This is a genomic window from Streptomyces sp. PL-25 (assembly GCF_058344915.1).
This window is the reverse complement of record NZ_CP136997.1, coordinates 3,707,389-3,724,504: the sequence shown is the minus strand read 5'-3', so window position 1 is coordinate 3,724,504 and position 17,116 is coordinate 3,707,389. Positions and strand designations below refer to the sequence as shown.

General features: G+C 69.8%; 13 protein-coding genes and 3 pseudogenes. 9 read left to right on the top strand and 7 right to left on the bottom strand.

Annotation, left to right across the window (positions count from 1 at the left end; all coding sequences use genetic code 11):
- Positions 1-35: 35 nt before the first annotated feature.
- The 7 genes and pseudogenes from rsmG to rpmH all read right to left on the bottom strand — a co-directional run bounded on the left by rsmG (position 36) and on the right by rpmH (position 3,584).
- Positions 36-752 (bottom strand): 16S rRNA (guanine(527)-N(7))-methyltransferase RsmG, encoded by a 717-nt coding sequence (rsmG, locus tag R4Z62_RS16705; protein ID WP_064534067.1) that lies wholly within the window; start codon positions 750-752, stop codon positions 36-38.
- A gap of 117 nt (positions 753-869) precedes the next feature.
- Positions 870-1,382 (bottom strand): Jag family protein, encoded by a 513-nt coding sequence (locus R4Z62_RS16700; RefSeq protein WP_355482719.1) that lies wholly within the window; start codon positions 1,380-1,382, stop codon positions 870-872.
- Between the two features lie 15 nt (positions 1,383-1,397).
- Complete coding sequence (locus R4Z62_RS16695) at positions 1,398-1,724, bottom strand: hypothetical protein (RefSeq protein WP_491521968.1); 327 nt, start codon at positions 1,722-1,724, stop codon at positions 1,398-1,400.
- 88 nt (positions 1,725-1,812) lie between these two features.
- Positions 1,813-2,700: pseudogene (yidC, locus tag R4Z62_RS16690) on the bottom strand (membrane protein insertase YidC); the annotation flags it as partial.
- 3 nt (positions 2,701-2,703) lie between these two features.
- Positions 2,704-3,057 carry a membrane protein insertion efficiency factor YidD gene (gene yidD / locus R4Z62_RS16685; protein WP_018566215.1) on the bottom strand — a complete coding sequence of 118 codons (354 nt, stop codon included), beginning with the start codon at positions 3,055-3,057 and terminating at the stop codon, positions 2,704-2,706.
- Positions 3,054-3,425, bottom strand: a complete 372-nt coding sequence (gene rnpA, locus R4Z62_RS16680) for a ribonuclease P protein component (protein ID WP_078510028.1) — start codon at positions 3,423-3,425, stop codon at positions 3,054-3,056. Before rnpA ends, yidD begins: the two co-directional genes overlap by 4 nt.
- Before the next feature lie 21 nt (positions 3,426-3,446).
- The gene (gene rpmH, locus R4Z62_RS16675; RefSeq protein ID WP_003956500.1) at positions 3,447-3,584 is read right to left on the bottom strand and encodes a 50S ribosomal protein L34; all 138 of its coding nucleotides are present in this window, start codon (positions 3,582-3,584) and stop codon (positions 3,447-3,449) included.
- A gap of 368 nt (positions 3,585-3,952) precedes the next feature.
- On the opposite strand from rpmH, the pseudogene R4Z62_RS16670 reads away from it, so the two are divergent.
- The 9 genes and pseudogenes from R4Z62_RS16670 to R4Z62_RS16630 all read left to right on the top strand — a co-directional run.
- Positions 3,953-4,451 (top strand): annotated as a pseudogene (locus R4Z62_RS16670) (chromosomal replication initiator protein DnaA); the annotation flags it as partial.
- 128 nt (positions 4,452-4,579) lie between these two features.
- Positions 4,580-6,139 (top strand): annotated as a pseudogene (gene dnaA / locus R4Z62_RS16665) (chromosomal replication initiator protein DnaA); the annotation flags it as partial.
- A 1,049-nt stretch (positions 6,140-7,188) separates the two neighbouring features.
- Entirely contained in the window at positions 7,189-8,319 is a 1,131-nt protein-coding gene (dnaN, locus tag R4Z62_RS16660; protein ID WP_018566212.1) for a DNA polymerase III subunit beta, read from the top strand.
- A 146-nt stretch (positions 8,320-8,465) separates the two neighbouring features.
- On the top strand, positions 8,466-9,341 hold the full coding sequence (gnd, locus tag R4Z62_RS16655) for a phosphogluconate dehydrogenase (NAD(+)-dependent, decarboxylating) (RefSeq protein ID WP_037894498.1): 876 nt from the start codon (positions 8,466-8,468) through the stop codon (positions 9,339-9,341).
- Positions 9,342-9,449: 108 nt separating this feature from the next.
- A complete protein-coding gene (gene recF, locus R4Z62_RS16650) occupies positions 9,450-10,574 on the top strand; it encodes a DNA replication/repair protein RecF (RefSeq protein WP_491520209.1) in 1,125 nt (374 codons plus the stop codon).
- The gene (locus tag R4Z62_RS16645; RefSeq protein WP_491520208.1) at positions 10,571-11,155 is read left to right on the top strand and encodes a DciA family protein; all 585 of its coding nucleotides are present in this window, start codon (positions 10,571-10,573) and stop codon (positions 11,153-11,155) included. Before recF ends, R4Z62_RS16645 begins: the two co-directional genes overlap by 4 nt.
- A gap of 470 nt (positions 11,156-11,625) precedes the next feature.
- Positions 11,626-13,710, top strand: coding sequence for a DNA topoisomerase (ATP-hydrolyzing) subunit B (gyrB, locus tag R4Z62_RS16640; protein WP_355484387.1), 2,085 nt, complete (start codon positions 11,626-11,628; stop codon positions 13,708-13,710).
- 42 nt (positions 13,711-13,752) lie between these two features.
- Positions 13,753-16,347 carry a DNA gyrase subunit A gene (gene gyrA / locus R4Z62_RS16635; RefSeq protein WP_064534084.1) on the top strand — a complete coding sequence of 865 codons (2,595 nt, stop codon included), beginning with the start codon at positions 13,753-13,755 and terminating at the stop codon, positions 16,345-16,347.
- 18 nt (positions 16,348-16,365) lie between these two features.
- Positions 16,366-17,106: a DUF3566 domain-containing protein gene (locus R4Z62_RS16630; RefSeq protein WP_079158983.1), complete on the top strand. Its 741-nt coding sequence runs from the start codon at positions 16,366-16,368 to the stop codon at positions 17,104-17,106.
- Positions 17,107-17,116: the final 10 nt, after the last annotated feature.

Below are 17,116 nucleotides of genomic sequence, written 5' to 3'. Positions count from 1 at the left end.
GCCTCCCAGCGGAGTCCGCCCGGCGGAGCAGAGACTCATCGCCTCCGGCGCACCCGGCCCGTCCGGGCCGCCTTCGCGCGCTTCGCGGCGAAGCGCACTCCGCCCGGACTCTCGCCGACCTCCACACGGACCACGGTGGACAGCGGATCCACGATCCCCTCACCCACATGCAGGATGGAGGTCTCCACCGCACCGAGTTTGCTCAGCGCGGTTCCGGCGCTCTTCAGCTCCTCCTCCGCCGTGTCCCCCTTGAGCGCCAGCATCTCGCCATAGGGGCGCAGCAGCGGGATGCCCCAAGTGGCCAGTCGGTCCAGCGGGGCGACTGCCCTGGCGGTCACCACATGGACCGGCGGAATCTTGCCCATGAGCTCCTCGGCGCGTCCCCGGACGACGGTGACATGGTCGAGTCCCAGGAGCTCGACGACCTCGGTGAGGAAGTTGGTGCGCCGCAGCAGCGGCTCCAGCAGTGTGATCTTGATGTCGTCACGGACCAGGGCCAGGGGGATGCCCGGCAGACCGGCGCCGGAGCCGACATCGCACACGGTCACCCCTTCGGGGACGACCTCGGAGAGCACCGCGCAGTTCAGCAGGTGCCGCTCCCACAGGCGGGGTACCTCCCGTGGGCCGATGAGCCCTCGCTGGACCCCTGCCTCGGCCAGCAGCTCGGCATACCGGACCGCATCCGCGAAGCGATCACCGAATACCTCACGTGCCTGCTCGGGCGCAGGGGGGAGCTCTGCTGCCTCCGTCACGGGAACCGTCCTTCCGTACCGCATCAGCGCGATCAGCGCCGACCATCAGAACTACCAGGCTGACAAGGTTCGGCCCCGTCTGCGCTACAGACGGGGCCGGTGGAACGCGGGGTCCGCTCAGGCGGGGAGCACGACGACGAAGCGCTGCGGCTCCTCGCCCTCGGACTCGCTGCTCAGGCCCGCGGCCTTGACGGCGTCGTGCACGACCTTGCGCTCGAACGGGCTCATCGGCTTGAGCTTCACGGGCTCGCCGGTGCTCCGGGCCTCGGCCGCGGCCTTGGCACCCAGCTCGGACAGCTCGGTCCGCTTCTGGGCGCGGTAGCCCGCGACGTCCAGCATCAGACGGCTGCGGTCACCGGTCTCCCGGTGCACGGCCAGCCGCGTCAGCTCCTGGAGCGCCTCCAGCACCTCGCCGTCCCGCCCGACCAGCTTCTGCAGGTCACGGGTGCCGGCGTCGCTGATGATCGAGACAGAGGCGCGGTCGGCCTCGACGTCCATGTCGATGTCGCCGTCGAGGTCGGCGATGTCCAGCAGACCCTCAAGGTAGTCCGCCGCGATTTCGCCCTCCTGCTCCAGGCGGGTCAGGGCGTCTGCGCCCTCGGCAGCGGCGGAGGTGGTGCCTTCCGTCACGGGATGGGCTCCTTCTTACTTCTTGGACGGGGACTTGGGGCGCTGCGGGCCCTTGCGCTGGCCGGACTGGGCCTTGCTGCGGGTGCCGCCCGCCGACTTGGCGGCCGGCTTCTTGGCAGCGGCGGGAGGAGTGTCCTGCGGTGCGTCGGACTCGCTCTCCGTCTCGGCCTTGGTCAGCGACGGGGCCTGCTCGGACTCGCCGGTGCCGGCTGCCTTGGCACCGCCCTGGCGCTGGGACTTGCTCTGCCGCTTGGGCTGCTGGCGCCGGGGAGTGGTGCCGGCCGTGGTGGTGACCGTGCCGTCCTCGGTCTCCACGACGGTGGCGGTGTCGCTCTTGATCACGGTGCCGTCGGCCTGGGCCGCCAGTCCGGCCTTGGTCAGGCCGTTGACGAACTTGCGCTCGAACTCGTTGCGGTCGCGGCCCTTGGCGACGATCGCCTTGACGATGGCCTTCTCGCCCCGGCTGCGGATCTTGCCGTGGTGCGTGACGTGCTTGTACAGGCGCTCCAGGTAGGCGGCCTGGGCCTTGGAACCCGGGGGTCGGGTTGTTGTGGATCACGTACATCTGCTGGCCCATGGTCCACACGTTGGTGGTCAGCCAGTAGACGAGGACACCGACCGGGAAGCGGATGCCGAAGAAGGCGAACATGATGGGGAAGACGTACATCAGCATCTTCTGCTGCTGCATGAACGGCGTCTTCACCGTGGTGTCGACGTTCTTCGTCATCAGCTGGCGCTGCGTGTAGAACTGCGACGCCGACATCAGGACGATCATGATCGCGGTGACGACCCGGACGTCGGTCAGCGAGGCACCGAGCTTCTGCACCGTGTCGGCGCCGTCCAGGAACTTCGCGGCGAGCGGCGCGCCGAAGATGTGCGCCTGACGGGCGCTCTCCAGCAGCGAGTCGTTGATGACGCCGATCTTCTTGCCCGAGGCGATGCCGTTGAGCACGTGGTACAGGGCGAAGAAGAACGGGGACTGCGCCAGGATGGGAAGGCACGAGGAGAGCGGGTTGGTGCCCGCCTCCTTGTACAGCTTCATCATCTCTTCGGACTGGCGCTGCTTGTCGTTCTTGTAGCGCTCCTGGATCTTCTTCATCTCCGGCTGGAGCGTCTGCATCGCCCGTGTCGCCTTGATCTGCTTCACGAAGAGCGGGATCAGGCAGATACGGATGAGGATCACCAGGGACACGATGGACAGGCCCCAGGCCCAGCCGGTATCAGGTCCGAAGATCGCCCCGTACACCGTGTGGAACTGGACGATGACCCAGGAGACGGGCCAGGTGATGAAACTGAAGAAACTGGCAATCGTGTCCACTAATCATGCTCCTTGGGCATGGGACGAGGTCTTCGCGGCCGGGCTCGGCGGGAGGTCCCCGTCGGTGGCCGGTTCGGCGGCGGAGGGCCCGCCCTTGCGCGCACGCCAGGCGGCACGCAGCGATTCGTGCCACCGCGGGCGTTTGCGCGGAGGAACGTGGTCCACACCGCCCAGCGACCACGGGTTGCAGCGCAGGATGCGCCAGGCGGTGAGTGCCGTTCCCTTGACGGCGCCGTGCCGGTCGATGGCCGTGTAGCCATAGTGGGAGCACGACGGGTAGTACTTGCAGACCGGCCCGAGCAGTGGACTGATCGTCCACTGGTACAGCTTGATCAGGGCCAGCAGCGGGTACTTCATCGCGTGCCCCCTCCCAGCAGTCGTTGAAGGGCGGCATCCAGGTCGCGGGCCAGTTGTGCGTGATCGGCGTCGCCCGCACCGGGTAGCGCTCGTACGACTACCAGGCTACCGGGGGGCAACTGGTCGACCCGGTCGCGCATCAGATGGCGAAGCCTTCGCTTCACCGTGTTGCGTACGACCGCGCCGCCCACTGCCTTGCTCACGACGAAACCCGCACGCGTCGGGGGAGCGCTCTCCCCAGGCGCGTGCGGGTCCGTTGCACCGCTACGAAGATGGACGACGAGGAGTGGGCGGCCGGCCCGGCGTCCTCGTCGTACCGCGGTCGCGAAGTCCTCGCGCCGCCTCAGCCGGTTCTCGGTGGGCAGCACGACGGCATGACCTGACCGGGATCAGGCGGACAGACGGGCGCGACCCTTGCTACGGCGGGACGCGAGAATCGCGCGGCCGGCACGGGTGCGCATACGCAGCCGGAAGCCGTGGGTCTTCGCGCGACGACGGTTGTTCGGCTGGAAGGTGCGCTTGCTCACTCGGGGGCTCCAGAAAGAATCGGTAGTGGCGGGGTGCCGTCCTGGCTGTCACCGTGCGCCCACGATCAGCTCGTAGTCACGCGCGTGTGTACCGCTTGACCGATCACCTTGACGCGATCTGTGCCCTTCGGAGGCAGGCGGCAGCAGCCATCGACAACTCGACCTGGTTACGGTACGCGCGGCTAGGCCATCCGGTCAAACCGCGCAGTGCCGGGACACACTTGTCCACAGCCTGGGGACAACAACTTGAACGGTACCCGCCGCGCTGACTACCGTGGGCGGACTCCCCTTCGTTCCCTTGTCCCCCCTTTACATCCCGACCCGTCCCGAACCACACGTTCGTGGGACCCCGTGAGAGAGCGTGCCCTGTGGCTGACGTACCTGCCGATCTTGCCGCAGTGTGGCCACGCGTACTGGAGCAGCTCCTCGGCGAGGGCCGGGGGCAGGGCCTGGAGACCAAGGACGGACGCTGGATCCGCCGCTGCCAGCCGCTCGCGCTGGTCGCGGACACCGCGCTGCTCGCCGTGCCGAACGAATTCGCGAAGAACGTCCTGGAGGGCCGTCTGGCCCCGGTCGTCAGCGAGAGCCTGAGCCGCGAGTGCGGCCGGCCGATCCGCATCGCGATCACCGTCGACAGCTCCATCGGCGAGTCCCAGCCCCCCGCACCATCGGCCCAGCCCTCCCCGGCGGCTCCCCCGTCCTCGAAGCAGCGCTACGACGAGTACGGGGAGTACGAGGAGCAGGAACTCCCCACCGGCCAGGGCGGATACGAGGGATACGGCCGGCACCGGGCCGAGCCCCACCGCCCGGACCGCCCGGATCACTCCGAGCGGCGCGACCAGCACGACCACCCCGACCGCCCCGACCGCCCGGGGCGGCACGACCGGCGCGAGCGGCAGGACCGCCCCGGCCGCGGCGACGAGCGCCCCGGCGGCTCCGGCAAGAGCGGCGCGAGCGGCGATCCGCTGCCCCCGCGCCCCGGCCCGGCCGACGGCGCTGACCAGCTGCCGACCGCCCGCCCCGCCTATCCCGCGGAGTACGGCGACTACCAGCGCCCCACGCCCGGGTCCTGGCCGCGCCCCGCCCAGGACGACTACGGCTGGCAGCAGCAGCGGCTCGGCTTCCCGGAGCGGGACCCGTACGCGTCGCCCGCCCAGGAGCCGTACGGCTCACGCGACCAGTACGGACCGCAGGAGAGCTACGGCGCGCCGGAGGGGTACGGCGGCGCCAAGGACGCGTACAGCGGCGGGCACGAGCCCTATCCGCCGTCCCAGGAGTACTCCCCGTCCCAGGACTACCGCCCACGTCCGGTGGAGCGCCCCGCGTACGACCCCTCGCGCTCCGACTACGACTCCGCCCGGTCCGAGTACGACCAGCGCGACCCGGTCCGCCGGGAGCTGCCTGAGCCGCCGCCGGGCGGCGGGCCCGCGCACCGCGGCGGTCCGGCGGTCCCGTCCCCGTCCGGCGGCGGCTCAGGCCATGCGGCCGGGCACTCGGGGCAGGGCCACGGACCGGGCGAGCCGACCGCGCGGCTCAACCCGAAGTACCTCTTCGACACGTTCGTCATCGGCGCGTCCAACCGGTTCGCGCACGCCGCCGCCGTGGCCGTCGCCGAGGCACCCGCCAAGGCGTACAACCCGCTGTTCATCTACGGCGAGTCGGGTCTCGGCAAGACGCACCTGCTGCACGCGATCGGGCACTACGCGCGCAGCCTCTACCCGGGCACGCGCGTGCGGTACGTCAGCTCGGAGGAGTTCACCAACGAGTTCATCAACTCCATCCGCGACGGCAAGGGCGACAGCTTCCGCAAGCGCTACCGCGAGATGGACATCCTCCTCGTCGACGACATCCAGTTCCTGGCGGACAAGGAGTCGACGCAGGAGGAGTTCTTCCACACCTTCAACACGCTGCACAACGCCAACAAGCAGATCGTGCTGTCCTCGGACCGGCCGCCCAAGCAGCTGGTCACCCTGGAGGACCGGCTGCGCAACCGCTTCGAGTGGGGCCTGATCACCGACGTCCAGCCGCCCGAGCTGGAGACGCGCATCGCGATCCTGCGCAAGAAGGCGGTGCAGGAACAGCTCAACGCCCCGCCGGAGGTGCTGGAGTTCATCGCCTCCCGCATCTCGCGCAACATCCGCGAGCTGGAGGGAGCGCTGATCCGGGTCACGGCGTTCGCCTCGCTCAACCGGCAGCCGGTGGACCTGGGGCTGACGGAGATCGTCCTCAAGGACCTCATCCCCGGCGGCGAGGACAGCGCGCCCGAGATCACGGCGCCGGCCATCATGGCGGCCACGGCCGACTACTTCGGCCTCACGGTCGAGGACCTGTGCGGTACCTCGCGCGGCCGGGCGCTGGTCACGGCACGCCAGATCGCCATGTACCTGTGCCGTGAGCTGACCGACCTGTCGCTGCCGAAGATCGGCGCGCAGTTCGGCGGCCGCGACCACACGACCGTCATGCACGCCGACCGCAAGATCCGCGCGCTGATGGCCGAGCGGCGCTCCATCTACAACCAGGTCACCGAGCTGACCAACCGCATCAAGAACGGCTGACCACCCGCCGTACGACGGCGCAGGGCAGCACGAGGCGGCACGAGGCGGCACGAAGGGCGCCCCCGCGGAACGCATCCGCGGGGGCGCCCTTCGCTGTGCCCAGGAGGCCCGGCACCGGCGGGAAGGCTTCCTGAGGCCCGGCGCGAGGCCGCCCGCGGCCCGGCACGGACCGGCACGGACCGGCCTCGGACCGCCGGGGCCCGCCCTCGGACCGCCCTCGGGCAGCCCTCGCGCCGGGCGGCCCGGACGCGATCGGCGCCCGGCCGCACCTCGCCCACCAGTCCCCGCTGTTCGATTACCTGCCGGGTTACGGCCGCCCTCCACAGATTGGGCGACTTTCTTCCGTCCACATGCTGGGGACTGGGAAGTTGTCCCGAACGGCGTCCACAGGCAGGCTGAGGATCGAGCGTCCGCCCAGCTCAGCCCCCTGTGGAATCGTGGACGAAGGATCTCCACAGCCTGTGGACAAAGCGGAGATCCACAGGCTGTGCACGAAGTTGTCCACGGACAACCCACAGGCTGTGGCTGGTTGTCCCCAATGATCGGCCGCTTCTCCACATGGTTGTCCACTGTTCGGCAACGCGACGCCCCCGGTCACCGTGTCGAGTGAAAGCCGTCACACCAAGGTGCCGGATTGGGGTGTGGGAAACGTGGGTAAACCTGGGGACGCAGCTGGGGAGAACTGCCCTCGATCTGTGGGTTAGGTGTGCAGAACTTTCTGTTCTCCACAGAGACCCCGAGTTGTCCACCGCCGTCACCCACAGGGCCAGTGGACAAAATTCCCGCGCTGAGCTGGGCAAACGTGGTTATCCACGGTATCCACAGGCCCTACTACTACTCCCAACCAGTAAGAGAGCGGAATCCGTTTCGAAGCGGGTCCTGTGCACAACTCGCGCTCTCGAGCCCGGCCGCCCCTCGGAGCGACTTGACCCCGACCGGCACCTACTGTCAGTGCGGTGCGTCAGACTGGTCCCCGGTGCTCCTCCCGTCACAGCGGGCGGTGACACCGAGTCGGAGGACTCAGTAGCAACAGCAGGAGGCGGCTTACGGTGAAGATCCGGGTGGAACGCGACGTACTCGCGGAGGCAGTGGCCTGGGCGGCACGCAGCCTCCCGGCCCGTCCGCCGGCGCCTGTTCTCGCCGGCCTGCTGCTGAAGGCGGAGGACGGCCAGCTGAGCCTGTCGAGCTTCGACTACGAGGTCTCCGCGCGCGTCTCGGTGGACGCCGAGGTCGAGGAGGAGGGCACCGTCCTGGTCTCCGGCCGGCTGCTCGCCGACATCTCCCGCGCGCTCCCCAACCGGCCGGTGGAGATTTCCACAGACGGTGTACGGGCGACGGTGGTCTGCGGCTCCTCGCGCTTCACCCTCCACACCCTGCCTGTGGAGGAGTACCCGGCCCTGCCCCAGATGCCGAACGCCACCGGCACGGTCCCCGGCGAGGTCTTCGCCTCCGCGGTGCAGCAGGTCGCCATCGCCGCCGGCCGCGACGACACGCTGCCCGTGCTCACCGGTGTCCGCATCGAGATCGAGGGCGACACGGTCACCCTGGCCTCCACCGACCGCTACCGCTTCGCGGTCCGCGAGTTCCTGTGGAAGCCGGAGAACCCGGACGTCTCCGCGGTCGCCCTGGTGCCCGCCAAGACGCTCCAGGACACCGCCAAGGCGCTGACCAGCGGCGACAGCGTCATCCTTGCGCTCTCCGGCTCGGGCGCGGGCGAGGGCCTGATCGGCTTCGAGGGCGCGGGCCGCCGGACGACCACCCGCCTGCTCGAAGGCGACCTGCCGAAGTACCGCACGCTGTTCCCCACCGAGTTCAACAGCGTCGCCGTCATCGAGACCGCCCCCTTCGTGGAGGCCGTCAAGCGCGTGGCCCTGGTCGCCGAGCGCAACACCCCGGTCCGGCTCAGCTTCGAGCAGGGCGTGCTCATCCTGGAGGCCGGCTCCAGCGACGACGCACAGGCTGTGGAAAGGGTCGACGCCCAGCTGGAGGGCGACGACATCTCCATCGCCTTCAACCCGACGTTCCTGCTGGACGGCCTGAGCGCCATCGACTCCCCGGTCGCCCAGCTGTCGTTCACCACGTCCACCAAGCCCGCGCTGCTCAGCGGCAAGCCGGCCGTGGACGCCGAGGCGGACGAGGCGTACAAGTACCTGATCATGCCGGTCCGCCTGAGCGGCTGAGCAGCCCGTCCCGGCCCGACGGTGGGGGCGTACGCGCGTACGTATGAGCGCGTATGCCCACGGATGTGCCCGAGCGTCCGGGTCTAGGCTCGGAGCCGGGCACTCCAGTGCCCCCACATCACGTCGGACACCTAAGGACACAACTGATGGAGCTCGGTCTCGTCGGCCTCGGCAAGATGGGCGGCAACATGCGCGAGCGGATACGCCGCGCGGGCCACACCGTCTTCGGATACGACCGCAACCCCGACCTCGCGGACGTCCACAGCCTGCAAGAGCTTGTGGACAAGCTGGACGGCCCGCGCGTGGTCTGGGTGATGGTCCCGGCCGGAGCCCCGACCCAGTCGACCATCGACGAGCTGGCCGAGCTGCTCGAACCGGGTGACGTGGTCGTGGACGGCGGCAACTCCCGCTGGACGGACGACGAGAAGCACGCGAAGGAGCTGGCCGCCAAGGGCATCGGCTTCGTCGACTGCGGAGTCTCCGGCGGCGTGTGGGGGCTGGAGAACGGCTACGCGCTGATGTACGGCGGCGACCAGGAGCACGTCGACCGGGTGCTGCCGGTCTTCGACGCGCTCAAGCCGGAGGGCGACTTCGGCTCGGTGCACGCGGGCAGGGTGGGCGCGGGCCACTTCGCGAAGATGGTCCACAACGGCATCGAGTACGCGATGATGCAGGCGTACGCCGAGGGCTGGGAGCTGCTGGAGAAGGTCGACTCCGTGGACAACGTCCGCGAGGTCTTCCGGTCCTGGCAGGAGGGCACCGTCATCCGCTCCTGGCTGCTCGACCTCGCCGTCAACGCGCTGGACGACGACGAGCACCTGGAGAAGCTGCGCGGCTTCGCCCAGGACTCCGGTGAAGGGCGCTGGACCGTGGAGGCGGCCATCGACAACGCCGTGCCGCTGCCCGCGATCACGGCCTCGCTGTTCGCCCGGTTCGCCTCCCGGCAGGACGACTCGCCGCAGATGAAGATGATCGCCGCGCTGCGCAACCAGTTCGGCGGCCACGCCGTAGAGAAGAAGTAGTCCTAAGGACGTCGCGGTCCGAGGACCGCGAGGACCCGGGCCCCGGACGGTCCGTACGACACGGGACCGTCCGGCGGTCCACCCGCTGGAGGAGGCCGGCGCACGACCATGCACGTCACGCATCTGTCGCTGGCCGACTTCCGCTCGTACCCCCGGGCGGAGGTCCCGCTGGACCCGGGCGTCACCGCCTTCGTCGGTCCCAACGGCCAGGGCAAGACGAACCTCGTCGAGGCGGTCGGCTACCTCGCCACCCTCGGCAGCCACCGGGTCTCCTCCGACGCCCCCCTCGTCCGCATGGGCGCCGAGCGGGCGGTGATCCGCGCGCAGGTCCGGCAGGGCGAGCGGCAGCAGCTGGTCGAGCTGGAGCTGAACCCCGGCCGCGCCAACCGGGCCCGTATCAACCGGTCCTCGCAGGTCAGGCCGCGTGACGTGCTCGGCATCGTGCGGACGGTGCTGTTCGCGCCCGAGGACCTCGCCCTGGTCAAGGGCGACCCCGGTGAGCGCCGCCGCTTCCTCGACGAGCTGGTCACCGCCCGCTCCCCGCGGATGGCGGGCGTCCGCTCCGACTACGAACGGGTCCTCAAGCAGCGCAACACCCTGCTGAAGTCCGCGGCGCTCGCCCGCCGCCACGGCGGGCGGACGGGGGCGGACCTGTCCACCCTGGACGTGTGGGACCAGCACCTCGCGCGCGCGGGCGCCGAACTGCTGGCCCAGCGCCTCGACCTGGTCGCCACCCTCCAGCCGCTGGCCGACAAGGCGTACGAGCAGCTGGCGCCCGGCGGCGGACCGGTCGCCCTGGAGTACAAGCCGTCGGCGCCCGGTGACGCGCACACCCGCGAGGACCTGTTCGCGCAGCTCATGGCCGCGCTCGCCGAGGTCCGCAAGCAGGAGATCGAGCGGGGCGTCACCCTGGCCGGCCCGCACCGCGACGATCTGGTGCTCAAGCTCGGACAGCTGCCCGCCAAGGGCTACGCCTCCCACGGGGAGTCCTGGTCCTACGCCCTCGCCCTGCGTCTGGCCTCCTACGACCTGTTGCGCGCCGAGGGCAACGAGCCGGTGCTGGTCCTGGACGACGTCTTCGCCGAGCTGGACGCCCGGCGCCGCGAGCGGCTGGCCGAGCTGGTCGCGCCCGGCGAGCAGGTCCTGGTGACGGCGGCGGTCGACGACGACGTACCGCATGTGCTGGCGGGCACGCGGTTCACCGTGTCGGACGGGGCGGTGGAGCGCGTATGAGCGGCGGGAGCGATCCGGCGGCCGGTGCCGGGAAGGCCACCGGGGCGGCGCCGCCGCCCAAGGCGTCCGGGCGGCCCCTCGAGCCCTCCGGCGTCGACCTCGCGCGCGTGGCGCTGCGCGCGGCCAAGGAGGCGGCACGCGCGCGCGGGGACGCGACGCGGCAGAAGAAGCAGGCGCGGCGCGGCGGAGGTCTGCGCTCGGGTGCCCGCGCCGACGGCCGGGACCCGATGGCGCTCGGGGCGGCCATCAACCGGCTGATCACCGAGCGCGGCTGGGAGACCCCGGCCGCGGTCGGCGGGGTGATGGGCCGCTGGCCGCAGATCGTGGGCGCGGACGTGGCCAAGCACTGCGTGCCGGAGCGGTACGACGAGGACGAGCGGGTGCTGGCCGTGCGCTGCGACTCGACGGCCTGGGCGACGAACCTGCGGCTGCTCGCGCCGAATCTGGTCGCCCGGCTCAACGAGGACCTCGGGCACGGCGCGGTCCGGCTGATCAAGGTGCACGGGCCCGGTGCGGGGCCCCGCCGCTACGGCCCGCTGCGCGCGCCCGGGAGCAAGGGACCCGGCGACACCTACGGGTGAAATGCCCCTTTTGTGCCCCGGGGTGCGGGCGGTGTGGCACCCGTGGGGCGGTCGGCGGACCACCACCCGAAAAGGTGACGGAGATCACATCGGGCGGTCACGGAGGGCTGCCGGCGGGCCGGCCGCAGCACCTCACCGCACAACCGCACGCGCTTGCGAATCCCGACCTGACCCCGGAGTAGCGAAGGGTTGACATCCGGAAGCGCTGAGTGCCGCTGTGAGCCTCTTGGAGCCCCCTTCCGCATATCGGGACCCGGCGAAGGCCGGTTCAGGGCGCCACATGCGGACTCAGGTACCCGCAAACCCCCATCACTGTCGGCGCTACCGGTAGACTGGGAGCAGATCCCGCCCCGCCCGTGGGGACCGTCCGGGAAAAGCTGAGCAACGCTGATCAAAGGCTTACCAACGCAACATGCCGCAGCCGCTCCGGCGACCCTCCCCCAAAGGGGGCACCCCCAGGAGCCCGGCTCGTGCTGTGCCAGAAAGGGCGCTTCGTGGCCGATTCCGGCAACCCCAACGAGAACATCCCGTCCACCGACGCCGACGCCGAGCCGTCGGCCGCCTCTTTGCACAGTGAGGCCACGGCCTCGTACGACGCCAGCGCCATCACCGTCCTCGAGGGTCTGGACGCGGTCCGCAAGCGACCCGGTATGTACATCGGCTCCACCGGTGAGCGCGGTCTGCACCACCTTGTGTACGAGGTCGTCGACAACTCGGTCGACGAGGCGCTGGCCGGGCACGCGGACACCATCGACGTGACGATCCTGCCCGACGGCGGGGTCCGCGTCGTGGACAACGGCCGCGGTATCCCGGTGGGTATCGTCCCCTCCGAGGGCAAGCCCGCCCTGGAGGTCGTACTCACCGTGCTGCACGCGGGCGGCAAGTTCGGCGGGGGCGGCTACGCGGTCTCCGGCGGTCTGCACGGCGTCGGCGTCTCCGTGGTGAACGCCCTGTCGTCCAAGGTCTCCGTCGAGGTCAGGACCGACGGGCACCGCTGGACCCAGGAATACAAGATGGGTGTCCCCACCGCCCCCCTGGCCCAGCACGAGGAGATCGAGGAGACCGGCACCTCGGTCACCTTCTGGGCCGACCCGGACATCTTCGAGACCACCGAGTACTCCTTCGAGACGCTGTCGCGGCGCTTCCAGGAGATGGCCTTCCTCAACAAGGGCCTGACGATCCGGCTGACCGACGAGCGCGAGTCGGCCAAGGCCACCACCGGTGCGGACGAGGCGGGCGCGGACCAGAAGGACGAGGTCAAGTCCGTCACCTACCACTACGAGGGCGGCATCGTCGACTTCGTGAAGTACCTCAACTCCCGCAAGGGAGAGGTGGTGCACCCCACGATCATCGACCTGGAGGCCGAGGACCGGGACAAGAGCCTGTCCCTGGAAGTCGCCATGCAGTGGAACGGCGGCTACAGCGAGGGTGTGTACTCGTTCGCCAACATCATCCACACGCATGAGGGCGGTACGCACGAGGAGGGCTTCCGGGCGGCCCTCACCAGCCTGATCAACAAGTACGCGCGCGACAAGAAGCTGCTGCGCGACAAGGACGACAACCTCACGGGCGACGACATCCGCGAGGGCCTGACCGCGATCATCTCGGTCAAGCTGAGCGAGCCGCAGTTCGAGGGCCAGACGAAGACCAAGCTGGGCAACACCGAGGCGAAGACCTTCGTCCAGCGCGCCGTCTACGAACACCTGAACGACTGGCTGGACCGCAACCCGGTCGAGGCGGCGGACATCATCCGCAAGGGCATCCAGGCGGCCACCGCGCGCGTCGCGGCCCGCAAGGCCCGCGACCTCACCCGCCGCAAGGGCCTGCTGGAGTCCGCCTCACTGCCGGGCAAGCTCTCGGACTGCCAGTCGAACGACCCCACCAAGTGCGAGATCTTCATCGTCGAGGGCGACTCCGCCGGCGGCTCGGCCAAGTCCGGCCGCAACCCGGAGTACCAGGCGATCCTGCCCATCCGCGGCAAGATCCTCAACGTCGAGAAGGCGCGGATCGACAAGATCCTCCAGAACCAGGAGATCCAGGCGCTGATCTCCGCGTTCGGCACGGGTGTGCACGAGGACTTCGACATCGAGAAGCTCCGCTATCACAAGATCATCCTGATGGCGGACGCCGACGTCGACGGCCAGCACATCAACACCCTGCTGCTGACCTTCCTGTTCCGCTTCATGCGGCCGCTGGTCGAGGCCGGCCATGTGTTCCTGTCCCGCCCCCCGCTGTACAAGATCAAGTGGGGCCGGGAGGACGTCGAGTACGCCTACTCCGACCGCGAGCGCGACGCGCTCCTGGAAATGGGCCGCCAGCGCGGCAAGCGGGTGCGCGAGGACTCGATCCAGCGCTTCAAGGGCCTCGGCGAGATGAACGCCGAGGAACTGCGCGTGACCACCATGGACCAGGAGCACCGCGTGCTCGGCCAGGTCACCCTCGACGACGCCGCCCAGGCCGACGACCTGTTCTCGGTCCTGATGGGCGAGGACGTCGAGGCCCGCCGCCAGTTCATCCAGCGCAATGCCAAGGACGTCCGCTTCCTCGACATCTGAGTCGGTCTCAGCTGACCGCACCAGGAAGGATCCTCACCAGCAATGGCCGACGAGAACACTCCAGTCACCCCTGAAGAGGGCGGCGACATCGCCATGCGCATCGAGCCCGTCGGGCTCGAGACGGAGATGCAGCGCTCGTACCTCGACTACGCGATGTCCGTCATCGTCTCGCGTGCGCTGCCCGACGTCCGGGACGGTCTCAAGCCCGTCCACCGGCGCGTGCTGTACGCCATGTACGACGGCGGCTACCGCCCCGAGCGCGGCTTCTACAAGTGCGCCCGCGTCGTCGGCGACGTCATGGGCAACTACCACCCGCACGGCGACTCCTCGATCTACGACGCGCTGGTCCGCCTGGCGCAGCCGTGGGCGATGCGGATGCCGCTGGTGGACTCCAACGGCAACTTCGGCTCGCCGGGCAACGACCCGGCGGCGGCCATGCGCTACACCGAGTGCAAGATGGCGCCGCTGTCGATGGAGATGGTCCGCGACATCGACGAGGAGACCGTCGACTTCACGGACAACTACGACGGCCGCTCCCAGGAGCCGACCGTCCTGCCCGCCCGCTTCCCGAACCTGCTGATCAACGGCTCGGCCGGCATCGCGGTCGGCATGGCGACCAACATCCCGCCGCACAACCTGCGCGAGGTCGCCGCCGGTGCCCAGTGGTGCCTGGAGAACCCGGACGCCTCGCACGAGGAGCTGCTCGACGCGCTCATCGAGCGCATCAAGGGCCCGGACTTCCCGACCGGCGCGCTGGTCGTCGGCCGCAAGGGCATCGAGGAGGCGTACCGCACCGGGCGCGGCTCCATCACCATGCGCGCGGTCGTCGAGGTCGAGGAGATCCAGAACCGGCAGTGCCTGGTCGTCACCGAGCTGCCGTACCAGACCAACCCGGACAACCTCGCGCAGAAGATCGCCGACCTGGTGAAGGACGGCAAGATCGGCGGCATCGCGGACGTCCGCGACGAGACCAGCTCGCGCACGGGCCAGCGCCTGGTCATCGTCCTCAAGCGGGACGCGGTCGCCAAGGTCGTCCTGAACAACCTCTACAAGCACACCGACCTCCAGACCAACTTCGGCGCCAACATGCTGGCCCTGGTCGACGGCGTGCCGCGCACCCTCTCGCTGGACGCGTTCATCCGCCACTGGGTGACGCACCAGATCGAGGTCATCGTCCGCAGGACCCGCTTCCGGCTGCGCAAGGCCGAGGAGCGCGCGCACATCCTGCGCGGCCTGCTGAAGGCCCTGGACGCCATCGACGAGGTCATCGCCCTCATCCGGCGCAGCGCGACCGTGGACGTGGCGCGCGGGGGTCTGATGGACCTGCTGGAGATCGACGAGATCCAGGCCAACGCCATCCTGGAGATGCAACTGCGCCGGCTGGCCGCCCTGGAGCGCCAGAAGATCGTCCAGGAGCACGACGAGCTCCAGGCGAAGATCACCGAGTACAACGCGATCCTGGCCTCCCCGGTCCGCCAGCGCGGCATCGTCAGCGAGGAGCTGGCCGCGATCGTCGAGAAGTACGGCGACGACCGCAAGACCAAGCTCATCCCGTACGAGGGCGACATGTCCATCGAGGACCTGATCGCCGAGGAGGACATCGTCGTCACGGTCACCCGCGGCGGCTACATCAAGCGGACCAAGACCGACGACTACCGCGCCCAGAAGCGCGGCGGCAAGGGCGTGCGCGGCGCGAAGCTCAAGGAAGACGACATCGTCGACCACTTCTTCGTCTCCACCACGCACCACTGGCTGCTGTTCTTCACGAACAAGGGCCGGGTGTACCGGGCGAAGGCGTACGAGCTGCCGGACGCCGGCCGGGACGCGCGCGGCCAGCACGTGGCGAACCTGCTGGCCTTCCAGCCGGACGAGGCCATCGCCGAGATCCTGGCGATCCGCGACTACGAGGCGGCCCCCTACCTGGTGCTCGCCACCAAGGCCGGACTGGTCAAGAAGACGCCTCTGAAGGATTACGATTCGCCTCGCTCGGGCGGCGTCATCGCGATCAACCTGCGCGAGGGCCAGGACGGCGCCGACGACGAGCTGATCGGCGCGGAGCTGGTCTCGGCCGACGACGACCTGCTGCTGATCAGCAGGAAGGCGCAGTCGATCAGGTTCACCGCCTCGGACGACACCCTGCGGCCCATGGGCCGTGCCACCTCGGGTGTGAAGGGCATGAGCTTCCGCGAGAGCGACGAACTGCTGTCGATGAATGTGGTGCGAGCCGGTACGTTCGTGTTCACTGCCACCGACGGCGGGTACGCCAAGCGGACCCGGGTCGACGAGTACCGCGTCCAGGGCCGCGGCGGCCTCGGCATCAAGGCCGCCAAGATCGTGGAGGACCGCGGTTCGCTCGTGGGCGCGCTGGTGGTCGAGGAGAGCGACGAGATCCTCGCCATCACACTCTCGGGCGGAGTGATTCGCACGCGAGTCAGCGGGGTCAGGGAGACGGGCCGTGACACCATGGGCGTCCAACTGATCAACCTGGGCAAGCGCGATGCCGTCGTCGGTATCGCACGTAACGCCGAGGCGGGACGCGAGGCGGAGGAAGTCGACGGCGACGTGGCCGTGGACGAGACCGCCGAGGGTGCCGCGACCACCGGCACGGACGAGGGTGAGGCGCCCTCGGCCGAGTAGCACGAGGAGTGAGTCATCGTGAGCGGAGCCACGGGCGCCGGATCGTCCGGTACCTCCACTGGTACGGAATCGGGCGGCGGCCGTGGCTCCGCCGCGCGTGCGACGGACTCGCACACCACCAACCTGAACGCGATCAAGTCGCCCGCGACCGACTCGCACTCTCCCACGCACGGATCCCAGGGGGGAACGGTGACGGACACCAGAGGCCCGCAGACGCAGGGTCAGCCCGGGGCGGCCCAGCAGCACGCTGCGGCCTCCCCGCTGCCCGGGGAGCGGCAGCCGCAGCAGCACGGCGGCCCGTACCACCCGCCCCAGGCCTACCCGGCGGCCGGCGCGGACCGGTCCGGCACCGTGCGCAGGCCGCGCACCGGCGCCAGGACCACCCCGCGCACCCGCAAGGCGCGGCTGCGCGTGGCCAAGGCCGACCCGTGGTCGGTGATGAAGGTCAGCTTCCTGCTCTCCATCGCGCTGGGCATCTGCACCGTCGTGGCCTCCGCCGTGCTGTGGATGGTCATGAACGCGATGGGCGTCTTCTCGACGGTCGGCGGGACCATCTCGGAGGCGACCGGCTCCACCGAGTCGAACGGCTTCGACCTCCAGTCCTTCCTGTCCCTGCCGCACGTCCTGATGTTCGCGGCGATCATCGCGGTCATCGACGTCGTCCTGGCGACGGCGCTGGCGACCCTCGGCGCCTTCATCTACAACCTCTCGGCGGGCTTCGTCGGCGGCATCGAACTGACGCTGGCCGAGGACGAGTGAGACGTCGTCC